The following is a 12,411-nucleotide window of genomic DNA, read 5'->3' on the forward strand; positions in this document are numbered from 1 at the left end:
GAATATCTGCAACATATAAGTGCCGCATTCCGGGTGCCTGCACGTCATCGACGCCGGAATCGGTTGGAGCATTTTCTTAACGGGCACGGCTCATCATCATCCACCGCGAACATGAACCGGCAAATTGCCGGGGCGTTCGCCGTCTCCGGATGCTGACGCGGGACGGTCTGTCATGCGAGGACGCGAAATGGGCCCGACGAACGACAACGTATCCGAAATCCTCATCGACAAGGTCGCCGACTGGCTGATGCGCACATCGCTGAGCGACGCGCCGCTGGAGACGATCGTCAAGGGCTTCTGCGAGCGGTTGGCGGCCGCCGGCCTGCCGCTGATGCGCGTCCATCTTTCCTTCTCCATGCTGCACCCGCTTTATGATGCGCTGGGGTTCACCTGGGTGCGCGGCAAGGGCGTGGAGGTCAGCGGCCTTCGGCACGAGGAACTGGCGCTCAATCCCGAGCGGTTCCTGCAGAGCCCCTATTACTACCTTCTCAACAACAATCTCGAGCATGTCCGCCGGCGCCTCTACCAGGATACGCCGTCCGAGTTCCCGATCTTCGACGACCTCAAGGAAATGGGGGCAACGGATTATCTCGCCTTCATGCAGTCGCTGGGCGCCGATTCAGGCCACGGCATGGTTGGTTCCTGGACGACCGATCGCCACGGCGGTTTTACAGATGACGTGATCGGTGCGCTTTTGAAGCTGCAATACCACCTGGCGGTCGCCGCAAAGATGGCGGTGCTCGGCAAGCTCGCCGACAACATGCTGACCACCTATCTCGGCTCCAGCGCCGGCCGGCGCGTGATGAGCGGCCAGGTTCGCCGCGGCGACGGCGAGACCGTGCGCGCCATCCTCGTCATGGGCGACATGCGCCGCTCGACGATGCTTGCGGAAAAGGAAGGGCGTCAGTCCTATATCGAGACGCTGAACACCTATTTCGATGCGATCGCAGCCCCGTTCAATCGCAACGGCGGCCATATTCTGAGCTTCGTCGGTGACGGCTTCATCGCCGTCTATCCCTGTGGGCGCCACAAGGAACCCTCGGAGTTTGCCGCCCGCGAGGCCTTTGCCGCCGTGCGCGCGGCAACCGCCCGCATGGACATGCTGAACGGCGAGCGGCGCAAGCAGGCGCGCGATCCGATCGGCTACGGCATCGGCTTGCATGTGGGCAACGTGATGTTCGGCAATGTGGGCCTGCGCGACCGGCTGACGTTCTCGGCTTTCGGCTCCGCCGTCAACGAAGTCCAGAGGCTGCAGAACCTGACCAAGAAATACGCCCATAGCGTCGTCGCAAGCGAAGCCTTCGTCAATTATTGCGGTGGCGACTGGACGGCTCTCGGCCAGGAAAAGCTCCGGGGCGTCCGGCAGAAATTCACGATCCTCTACCCCAACGACGCGGCCTTGCTCGCAAGGGCCGACGAACGCTTCGACGACGTGTTGCAGGATGGACTTTCCGAGGCGGAGCATGTCATGCTGCTTCATCGCAATACGCGTCCGCTGCAGCCGCCGCGCGGCCTGATCGACAAGATGCTTCAGTAGGGGGAAGAATGTTTCGTACCGTCCTTTTCGCCGCTTCCATCCTCATGGCCGGGAGCGCGATGGCGCAGCCATGGGAAACCAAGCTTTCCGACGGCTTTGAGGGGCGGGATTTCGCGCCTGAGGGCGGGCTCTACTATCGCGAGAATTTCGAACAGACCGCCGGCACGGTGGAGTTTCAGGGCGACGTCAAGCACAACGGCAACGGCGCGCTCAAGCTGAGCGTCGTTCCGACCTGTCCCGATTCGCTCGACGGTTGCAGCGAGCGGGCCGAGATCTGGGAGAAGACGGCACTGCGTGTGCCCTACGACCAGGGTATTTGGTATGGCTTTGCCGTCAAGTTTGCCGACCCGATCCCGAACGAGGACCATCGTTATCTGATCGCCCAGTGGAAGCGCGAGATCGACCCGGGTGCGGAGGGCGATTTCAGCCCGTTCCTCGCCCTGAGGCTCGAGGCTGGCAAGCTCTTCGCCACGGTGGAAACGAACTATATCGCGCCGCTCTCGGCCGGTCCTGAAGGAAAGCCGGCGAGCTGCAAGCCGGGTGAGGTCCCCGTCTGGGGACGGCCGGGCGTCAACCAGATGCGCATGCTGGTCGCGGCGGACAACAATTGGGAGCTGATCGACGGCAGTCTCTTCAATGCGTGCACCGATGCGATCAAGGTGACGAGCCACGGCAATCCGTTGCCCGACCCGAAGTCCGGCTGGATCGATTTCGCGATCTACACGCTGCCGGGAGCCAATGGCACGGGGCGCATCGAACTCTTCGCCAACGACAAGCCGATCATCACGGTGACCGGCCATATCGGCCACGACGACAAGGGGCTCGGCAAGAACCAGTACTTCAAGTTCGGCCCCTACCGGGCGGCCGATGACACCAACTGGACGCTGTTTTACGACGACTTCCGACGCTCGCCCAATTGCGCCGACGTGTTGAAGGGCGGTGCCTGCCCTTCGTTCTAACCATCTGAAGATGCAGGTGGGTATAGCCTCGTCTGCCACCGGGTGTGCTGGACAGCCCTTAGAAGCTGCGCTAGTCTTTTTTTAGAGGCGGCGGATAAAAAGCAATGAGGGAAGCGTGCTGCTATGACATCTGGGGCGGACCTGCTTCGAGTTGAAGGTCTGCGGATCACATTCTCGGTGCTCGGCGGCGAAGTTCAAGCCGTCAATAACGCGAATTTCAGGATTTTGCCCGGCAAGGTGACGGCGCTCGTCGGCGAGTCCGGATCGGGGAAATCCGCAATCAGCCAGGCGGTGATGGGCATTTTGCCCAACGTCGCCAAGGTTGGTGGCAAAATTTTGTTCAACGACCCGACGACGGCGGCAAAGCCGATCGACCTGCTCTCGCTCGAGCGGGAAGGGGAGGAGATCCGCGCCCTGCGCGGCACGCGCATCAGCAAGATTTTCCAGGAGCCGATGACATCGCTGTCGCCGCTCCACACGATCGGAAACCAGATTTCCGAAGTCCTGAAGATCCACACGGACGCGGAAAAGGCGGAACGCCGGGCGCGAACGGAAGAGCTGCTCGGCTATGTGGGTTTTGCCAATCCGAAGCGCGCCTACGACATGTATCCGTTCGAGCTTTCGGGCGGCATGCGCCAGCGCGCGATGATCGCCATGGCATTGATCTGCCGGCCGGCGCTGTTGATCGCCGACGAGCCGACGACGGCGCTCGACGTGACGGTTCAGGCGCAGATCCTGAAACTCCTGCGCGAGCTTCAGGTCAAACTCAACATGGCCATGCTGCTGATCACCCATGACCTTGGCGTCGTCGCCAACATGGCCGACGAAGTTGTGGTCATCTATCACGGCCAGATCGTCGAGGCCGGTCCGGTCGAGGCGATCTTCCGCAACCCGCAGCACCCCTATCTCAAGGGGCTGATGGCCGCGGTTCCGCATTTCGACATGAAGCCCGGCGAGCGGCTGAAGGCGCTGCGCGAAGTGCCGGTCAAGGCCGGCACGCTGCTCGGGACCTCGGCGGCCGACCGGCGCGCCGGTCCCGATGTGCTGTTGTCCGTCCGCAATGTCTCGAAGACCTATGGAACGCGGAAATCGTCCTGGTTCGGCGGTGGCGAAAATACGCTCCATCGCGCCGTCGACGATGTCAGCTTCGACATCCGCCGTGGCGAGTGCCTCGGCCTCGTCGGGGAAAGCGGCTGCGGCAAGACCACTGTCAGCAAGATCCTGATGCGCGCCATCACGCCCGACCAGGGCTCGGTGACCTTCGACAATGGCGAGGGACCGGTCGATGTGCTGAAGGTGCAGGGCGACGACCTCAAGGCCATGCGATCCAAGATCCAGATGGTCTTCCAGGATCCGGTCTCTTCGCTCTCGCCGCGCATGACCGTCAAGAACATCCTCAGCGAGCCGCTGGAGATCCACAGCCGCGGTACGGCGAAGTCGCGCGTCGAGACGGTGCGTTCGCTGTTGCAGGCCGTCGGCCTCGACCAGCGCTTCATCAACCGCTACCCGCATTCGTTCTCGGGCGGTCAACGCCAGCGCATCGGCATTGCGCGTGCGCTTGCGCTCGTGCCGGAACTGCTGATCTGCGACGAACCGGTGTCGGCGCTCGACGTTTCCGTCCAGGCGCAGATCCTCAACCTGCTCAAGGACCTGCAGAAGGAGCTGGGGCTGACCTGCCTGTTCATCTCGCATAATCTTGCAGTCGTGGACTACATGGCCGATCGCATCGCCGTGATGTGCGCCGGGCGTATCGTCGAGCTGGCGCCGCGCGAGGTGCTGATGCGCAATCCGGTTCATCCCTATACCAAGTCGCTGCTGGCGGCGGTCCCTTACCCGGATCTCGACCGGCCGCTTGATTTCGAACGGCTGAAGGACAGCGAAGGTTCGGACATGCGGCGCTGGGGGCCACAGTTCCGGGACGACGATGCCGGCGACGCGCTGATCCCCGCGGATCTCGGCGGTGACCACATCGTGCTGGCACGCCGATCCGTGGATGCAAGGGAGTTGCGGCCATGATCACCCGCCGAACTGTACTGGCATTGCTTGCGACCGTGGCTCTGCCGACGCGGCTCTTTGCGGCAGCAGGCGAGCCCGCGTTCTGGGAAAAGCAGATTGCCGACGGCAAGCTGCCGCCGCTGGCCGAGCGTCTGCCGAAGACGCCGCGTGTCATCAACGTTGCGGCCATGGGGCGCCAGCCCGGCAAGTACGGCGGCGAGGTGCGGATGCTGATCGGCAGCGCCAAGGACATCCGCCTGATGACCATCTACGGCTATGCACGTCTGGTCGGCTTCGACGAGGCGCTGAAGATCGAACCGGACGTTCTCGAAAGCTTCGAAACGGTCGAGGACCGCATCTTCACCTTCCACATCCGCGAAGGCCACAAATGGTCCGACGGCACGCCGCTGACGTCGGAAGATTTCCGCTATTGCTGGGACGACGTTCTCAACAACGAGAAGCTGAGCCCGGCCGGGCTGCCGACTGCGCTGGTCATGGATGGCGAGGCTGCCAAGTTCGAGATCATCGACGAACGCACGGTGCGCTACTCCTGGTCGACGCCCAATCCCGACTTTCTGCAGAAGCTCGCCGGCCCCCAGCCGATGGTGGTGGTGATGCCGTCGGCCTACCTGAAACAGTTCCATGAGAAGTATCAGGAAGAAGACAAGCTCAAGGCGCTGATGAAGGAAGAGCGGGTCAAGAAATGGAGCCAGCTGCATATGCGCATGGCCCGTTCCTACCGCCCGGAAAACCCGGATCTGCCGACGCTCGATCCCTGGCGCAACACGACGCCGCTTCCGGCCGAACAATTCGTCTTTGAGCGCAATCCTTACTACCATCGCGTCGACGAGAACGGCCTGCAGCTACCCTATATCGACAAGTTTGTGCTCAGCGTCAGTTCCTCGGCGTTGATCCCGGCCAAGACCGGAACCGGCGAAAGTGACCTGCAGGCGACCAGTATCGACTTCGTCGACTATACCTTCCTGAAGGATTCCGAGAAGCGCTACCCGGTGAAGGTGCTTCTGTGGAAGAAGACGCAGGGTTCGCGTCTGGCGCTGCTTCCCAATCTCAATTGCTCGGATGAGGTCTGGCGGGCGCTGCTGCAGGATGTGCGTGTTCGCCGCGCGCTGTCGCTTGCGATCGACCGTACCGAAATCAACAAGGCGGTGTTCTACGGCCTGACGAAGGAAAGCGCCGATACGATTCTGCCGGACAGTCCGCTCTTCCGGCCCGAGTTTGCCAGTGCCTGGGTCGCCCACGATCCGGAACAGGCCAATGCACTGCTCGACGAGGCGGGCCTCACCAAAAAGGGCAGCGACGGCATCCGCATTCTTTCCGACGGGCGCGCTGCGCAGATCGTCGTGGAGACGGCGGGCGAGAGCACGCTCGAGACGGACGTGCTGCAGCTCATCACCGACTACTGGCAGAAGGTCGGGATATCTCTCTTCATCCGAACATCGCAGCGCGACACGTTCCGCAGCCGCGCCGTCGGTGGCGAGATCATCATGTCGATGTGGTTTGGCATAGACAATGGCGTGCCGACGGCCAGCATGAACCCCGGCCAGCTTGCGCCGACCGCGGACGACCAACTGCAATGGCCGGTCTGGGGGCTGAACTACCTGTCTCACGGCGAAATGGGTCAGGCCCCGGATCTTCCGGCAGCCGTCGAACTGACGGAACTGCTGCAGCGCTGGCGGCATTCGGCCGAGGACGCCGAACGGACGGAGATTTGGAGCCGGATGCTCTCGATCTACACCGACCAGGTGTTCTCGATCGGCATCGTCAACGCCTCGCTCCAGCCGATCCTCGTGGCAAAGAAGCTGAGGAACGTGCCTGACACTGCGCTCTACGGCTTCGACCCCACGTGTTATTTCGGTGTCTACAAACCCGACACCTTCTGGATCGAACAGGAAGGCTGACATGCTGCGATATATTCTCTGGCGTATCGCGGCGATGGTTCCGACCCTCCTCATCATTTCCGCCCTTGTCTTCACCATCATCGAACTGCCGCCGGGCGACTACTTCGAAAGCTATGTCGCCGAGATCAAGGCGCAGGGCGAAGGCGTCGACATGGAGCAGATCGAGGCGCTCCGGAAGGAGTATGGCTTCGACCAGCCGCCGGTGCTGCGCTACGTCTATTGGCTCGGCGGCATGCTGCAGGGCGATTTCGGCTATTCCTTCGAGTACGAGCTTCCGGTCAGCGCCGTCGTCGGCGATCGCCTGTGGCTGACGATCCTCGTTTCCTTCGTCACCATCATCTTCACCTGGCTGATCGCTTTCCCGATCGGCATCTACTCGGCGACCCACCAGTACAGCTGGGGCGATTACGGCCTCTCGCTGATGGGCCTGATTGGCATCGCCATCCCTAATTTCATGCTGGCGCTGATCCTGATGTACTTCGCCAACATCTGGTTCGGGATTTCCATCGGCCACCTGATGGACCAGAAGTATCTCGCAGAACCCATGAGTTGGGAAAAGGCGAAGTCGATCCTCGAGCACATCTGGATTCCGGTCATCATCGTCGGCGCGGCGGGTACTGCCGGCATGATCCGGCGCCTGCGCGCCAACCTGCTCGACGAACTGCAGAAGCAGTATGTGGTGACGGCGCGCGCCAAGGGCCTGTCACCGATGCGCACGCTGGTGAAGTATCCGCTGCGCATGGCACTGAACTTCTTCATCTCGGATATCGGCTCGATCCTGCCGGCGATCATCTCCGGCGCGGAAATCACCGCGATCGTGCTGTCGCTCGAGACCACCGGCCCGATGCTGATCAAGGCGTTGCAGAGCCAGGATATGTATCTTGCCGGGTCGTTCCTGATGTTCCTGGCCTTCCTGACGGTGATCGGCGTGCTGATCTCCGACATCGCGCTCGCCATTCTTGATCCTCGAATTCGGCTGCAAGGCAGGAGCACCAAGTGACGTCATTTCTCCCGGCGCCCGGCGAGCCCATGCCGCACTACGTATCGACGGCCCCGTTCGATCCCTATTCCGTCGAGGCGATGACGGACGAGCAGGTGCGCGTCAACCAGGCTTCGCAACTGCGACTGATGTGGTGGAAGTTCCGCCGACACAGGCTCGCGCTTGCGTCTGGCATCTTTCTCGCAGCGCTGTACCTGATGATCGTCGTCTGCGAGTTTCTGGCGCCCTACAACCTGCACACACGCAACATGGACTACATCTATGCCCCGCCGCAGGGGGTGCATCTTTTCCATGAGGGCAAGTTCGTCGGTCCCTTCGTCTACGGCCGTACGATGACGCTGGATATGGACACGCTGAAGCGCAACTACGCCGACGATACCAAGGACGTGCAGCCGCTTCGCTTCTTCTGCCGCGGCGACGGCTATCGCTTCTGGGGGCTGTTCGAAAGCAACGTGCATCTCGTCTGTCCGGCAAAGGGCGGCCAAGCCTTCTTCCTCGGAACGGACCGCCTCGGGCGCGACGTGCTGTCGCGCATCATCTATGGCGCGCGGATTTCGCTGACCATCGGCCTGCTCGGCATCACTGTCAGCTTCGTGCTCGGCATCGTCATCGGTGGTCTTGCCGGCTACCATGGCGGCGTCTTCGATCTCATCGTCCAGCGCGTGATCGAGGTGCTGCAGTCGATCCCGAGCATTCCGCTCTGGCTGTCGCTGGCGGCGATCATGCCGGCGACCTGGAGCCCGATCTTCATCTATCTGGCGATCACGATCATCCTCGGCCTGCTCGACTGGACCGGGCTTGCGCGCGCTGTCCGCTCGAAGCTGCTGGCCCTGCGCGAGGAAGACTATGTGCTTGCGGCCCAGCTTATGGGCGCAAGGAGCAGCCGCATCATCGGCCGGCACCTCGTGCCCGGTTTCATGTCGCATCTGATCGCCACCGCGACCATCTCTATTCCCGGCATGATCCTCGGGGAAACGGCGCTCAGCTTCCTTGGCCTCGGTCTCAGGCCGCCGATCACCAGCTGGGGCATTCTGCTGACGGAGGCAAAAAGCGTCAGCGTCATTGCTTTCTATCCCTGGCTCCTGTTTCCCACAATTCCGGTCATTCTTGTGATTTTGGCGTTCAACTTCTTGGGAGATGGGTTGCGTGACGCCGCCGATCCATACAAATGAAGCCCGGTTTGACGCAGCTATACGGCCCGCGTGAAACGGTTCATCGTACCCTGAGTGAAAGGTTTCTTGCATGATGCGGCGTTTTGAAGATGCCCGGATCCTCATGTATAGCCATGACACGTTCGGGCTCGGACACCTCAGGCGCTGCCGCACGATCGCGCATTCGCTGGTGGAAGACTATCGCGGCTTGAACATCCTGATCATTTCCGGGGCGACGATTGCCGGCGCGTTCGACTATCGCGCGCGCGTGGATTTCGTGAAGATCCCGAGCGTGATCAAGCTGCACAATGGCGACTACACCTCGCTCGACCGCCATATCGAACTCGACGAGACGCTGAAGATGCGCCAGGCGATCATTCGCCATACGGCAGAGACCTTCAAGCCGGATATCTTCATCGTCGACAAGGAGCCGATGGGCCTGCGCGGCGAGGTCGAGGAGACGCTGACCTATCTGAAGGCGCACGGCACGACGCTCGTCCTCGGCCTGCGTGAGGTCATGGATGCGCCGCACCTGCTCGAGGCCGAGTGGAAGCGCCGCGACACCATGCGCAAGATCGAGCAGTATTACGACACGATCTGGGTCTATGGCCCGCCCGACTTCTACGACCCGCTGACCGAACTCGACGTGCCGCCGGCGGTGCGCGAGCGCATGAACTTTGTCGGCTTTTTGCAGCGCAGCGTTCCGCGCGAGGAACTGCCGGGCCATAAGCCCCAGGGCGACTACATCCTCGTCACCACGGGCGGCGGCGGCGATGGCGCGGACCTGATCCACGACGTCATCCACGCCTATCAGCAAGATCCCGAGCTCACCCACAAGGCGCTGATCGTGCTTGGGCCCTACATGCCGGTGAAGAAGCGGGAGAAGCTGATCCGCAAGGGCAGCAAGATCCCCTTCATCAAGATCATCGAGTTCGACAATCGCATGGAGGAGCTCATCGCCGGCGCCAAAGGCGTGGTCGCCATGGGCGGCTACAACACCTATTGCGAAATCCTCTCCTTCGACAAGCCGGCGCTGATCGTGCCACGCATCCAGCCGCGCGAGGAGCAATTGATCCGCGCGCGCCGGGCTGCCGAGCTGGGGCTGGTCGAGATGCTCCTGCCGGACGAGGCGGAAGATCCGTTGCGGCTGGCGGCAGCGCTGAGGGCGCTACCCTATCGCGCGCCACCGTCGAAAAGCAGCGCCAACGGCCTGCGGCTGGAAGGCCTGGTGCACATCTCCGAAATTGTCGGCAGATGGCTCGACCGGCCATCGAGCGACCACCTGAACATCGTGAAGAAATCGAGCTGAAGCATTGCCGACAGACCGCAAGATTGCAGTCGTGCTGAAGGGCTACCCGCGTCTTTCGGAAACATTCATCGCCCAGGAACTGCTTGGCCTCGAACGCGCCGGGATGGAACTCGTCCTGATCTCGCTTCGGCGTCCGACGGACGGCAAGCGCCACCCGGTCCATGACGAAATCCGCGCCGACGTCCATTACCTGCCCGAATATCTGCACGAGGAGCCGCTACGGGTCCTGCGCGGGCTCGTGCGCTGTCTGCCGAAGCCCGGGTTCTGGCGCGCGCTTGGCCTGTTCCTCAAGGACCTGCCGCGCGATTTCAGCCGTAACCGCTTTCGCCGCCTCGGCCAGGCGCTGGTGCTCGCCGCGGAATGGCCGGGGCAGCCGCGCTGGCTGCACGCGCACTTCATCCATACCCCTGCCTCGGTGACGGCCTATGCCAGCGTGATTGCGGGCACGCCCTGGACCTGCTCGGCGCACGCAAAGGACATCTGGACCTCGCCCGACTGGGAACTGTCTGAAAAGCTCGGCCTTGCGCGCTGGACCGTGACCTGCACGCGCATGGGCTACGAGCATCTCCGCAGCCTTGCGCGCGACAAGTCGAGGGTTCATCTGAGCTATCATGGCCTCGACCTCGATCGCTTCCAGCGTTTCGACGGCACGCATTCCAGCCGCACAGGCTCAGATCCTTCGGATCCCGTCCGCATCGTCAGTGTCGGGCGTGCGGTTGGCAAGAAGGGCTACGACGTGTTGCTGAACGCATTGGCCAAGCTTCCCTCGGAACTTCACTGGCGGTTCGAGCATATCGGTGCCGGGGAACTGACCGGCCAGTTGAAGACGCTTGCGACGGAGCTCGGCATCTCCGACCGCATCGTCTGGAAGGGCGCGCTCGACCAGACCGATGTGCTTGCGCACTATCGGGCAAGCGACATCTTCGCGCTCGCCTGCCGGATCACGGCGGATGGCGATCGGGACGGCTTGCCGAACGTGCTTGTGGAAGCATCGAGCCAGCGCCTTGCCTGCGTCTCGACGGATATATCCGGCGTCCCGGAACTGCTCGAGGATGGCGAAAACGGTCGTGTCGTTCCGTCGGAGGACCCGCAGGCGCTTGCGTTCGCGCTAGAGGAACTGATCCGCAATCCGGCCCTTCGCCACCGGTTCGGCGATGCGGCCGAGCGGAAGGTTCGCGGCCAGTTCGACCACCACACCAGCATCGAACAACTCGCCGGCCTGTTTGTCAGCGAATGGAGAGCCGCCTGATGTCCGCCCGTCGCGTCTTCTTCTACGTACAGCACCTGCTCGGCATCGGTCACCTGGCGCGGGCAAGCCGGATCGCGAGCGCCTTGGCGGCCAAAGGCTATGACGTGACCGTCGTGACGGGCGGCAGCCCGGTGCCGGGGTTCCCGGCAAACGATGTGAAACACGTGGCCCTGCCGCCGGTGCTGGCGGGCGACAAGGGGTTTAGCGGACTTGCCGATGGCGAGGGAAATCCGGTCAGCGAAGCTTTCAAGCAAAAGCGCCGGAACCTTCTGATCGAGGCCTTTCTTGCCTGCAAGCCCGACATCGTCATCTTTGAAGCCTTTCCGTTTGGCCGTCGCCAGATGCGTTTCGAGTTGATGCCGCTGCTGGAGGTGATCGAGAAGCAGGAGCCGCGGCCCCTCGTTGCCGCATCGCTGCGCGATATCTTGCAGGAACGCACGAAGCCGGGACGCGCCGAAGAAACCCTCGACGTCGTCAGGGCGCATTTCGATCTCGTGCTCGTGCACGGCGATCCGGCCTTCGCGCGGCTCGAAGAAACCTATCCCTATACGGCAGAGATCGAAGACAAAATCGTCTACACAGGCCTTGTCGCCGGCCATCCCCCTGAACCCCCGGCTGAAAGGTTCGACGTGCTTGTTTCGGCTGGCGGCGGCGCGGTCGGCAAGGAGCTGATCGGTGCGGCACTGCAGGCGGCCGGGCTGCTTGCGGGCGACCTGAAATGGTGCCTGATCACCGGGCCGAACCTGCAGCAGGACGACTATGACGGTTTTGCCGCCGCAGCGCCCGCAAACGTGCATCTCTTCCGCTTCCGCAAGGATTTTGCGAGCCTCTTGTCGGGTGCGCGGCTCTCGGTCTCCCAGGCCGGCTACAACACCGTCTGCGATATCTTCCGTGCCGGCTGTGCGTCGCTGCTCATTCCCTTTGTCGCCGGCGGCGAGACCGAGCAATCGACGCGGGCGGAAAGGCTTGAAAAACTGGGCCTTGCCGGCGTTCTGCCGGAAGCGGACGTAACACCGGAGCGGCTGGCCCGCGACGTCGAGATGATGCTGGCGCGGCCAAGGCCGGAGATCCCGCCGCTCGATCTTAACGGTGCCGCTAAAACGGCCGAGATACTGGAGCTTCAGGCGGTTCGCTAGTCCGTGCTCGGTGGTGCCCGATCGGTCTTCGGCGAATGGCGCGCGGGAGCGGAACCACCGCAGTAGAAAAGTCGCTCGGCAAACCAACGCTCGGACGACCGCTCGCTTGTCTGCCAGTATGTAGCCTGGATATATTACTCGCGCTCTGCGTGTTCC

General features: G+C 62.5%; 9 protein-coding genes. All 9 read left to right on the forward strand.

The window, feature by feature from the left end:
- Nucleotides 1-187: 187 nt before the first annotated feature.
- Nucleotides 188-1,537 (forward strand): adenylate/guanylate cyclase domain-containing protein, encoded by a 1,350-nt coding sequence (locus tag M2267_RS19860; protein WP_043613693.1) that lies wholly within the window; start codon nt 188-190, stop codon nt 1,535-1,537.
- A gap of 8 nt (nt 1,538-1,545) precedes the next feature.
- Complete coding sequence (locus tag M2267_RS19865) at nt 1,546-2,496, forward strand: polysaccharide lyase (RefSeq protein ID WP_429116425.1); 951 nt, start codon at nt 1,546-1,548, stop codon at nt 2,494-2,496.
- Between the two features lie 123 nt (nt 2,497-2,619).
- The gene (locus tag M2267_RS19870; RefSeq protein WP_043613696.1) at nt 2,620-4,512 is read left to right on the forward strand and encodes an ABC transporter ATP-binding protein; all 1,893 of its coding nucleotides are present in this window, start codon (nt 2,620-2,622) and stop codon (nt 4,510-4,512) included.
- Nucleotides 4,509-6,410, forward strand: a complete 1,902-nt coding sequence (locus M2267_RS19875; RefSeq protein ID WP_429116428.1) for an ABC transporter substrate-binding protein — start codon at nt 4,509-4,511, stop codon at nt 6,408-6,410. Before M2267_RS19870 ends, M2267_RS19875 begins: the two co-directional genes overlap by 4 nt.
- 1 nt (nt 6,411) lies before the next feature.
- Nucleotides 6,412-7,410 (forward strand): ABC transporter permease, encoded by a 999-nt coding sequence (locus M2267_RS19880; protein WP_043613700.1) that lies wholly within the window; start codon nt 6,412-6,414, stop codon nt 7,408-7,410.
- A 29-nt stretch (nt 7,411-7,439) separates the two neighbouring features.
- Nucleotides 7,440-8,582 (forward strand): ABC transporter permease, encoded by a 1,143-nt coding sequence (locus M2267_RS19885; protein ID WP_429116849.1) that lies wholly within the window; start codon nt 7,440-7,442, stop codon nt 8,580-8,582.
- Between the two features lie 70 nt (nt 8,583-8,652).
- Nucleotides 8,653-9,870, forward strand: coding sequence for a glycosyltransferase family protein (locus M2267_RS19890; RefSeq protein WP_402321784.1), 1,218 nt, complete (start codon nt 8,653-8,655; stop codon nt 9,868-9,870).
- 4 nt (nt 9,871-9,874) lie between these two features.
- Nucleotides 9,875-11,119: a glycosyltransferase family 4 protein gene (locus M2267_RS19895; RefSeq protein WP_429116432.1), complete on the forward strand. Its 1,245-nt coding sequence runs from the start codon at nt 9,875-9,877 to the stop codon at nt 11,117-11,119.
- A complete protein-coding gene (locus M2267_RS19900; protein ID WP_429116435.1) occupies nt 11,119-12,255 on the forward strand; it encodes a glycosyltransferase family protein in 1,137 nt (378 codons plus the stop codon). Before M2267_RS19895 ends, M2267_RS19900 begins: the two co-directional genes overlap by 1 nt.
- Nucleotides 12,256-12,411 lie beyond the last annotated feature (156 nt).

The sequence above is a fragment of the Ensifer sp. KUDG1 genome, from assembly GCF_050434285.1.
Classification (GTDB): Bacteria; Pseudomonadota; Alphaproteobacteria; order Rhizobiales; family Rhizobiaceae; genus Ensifer.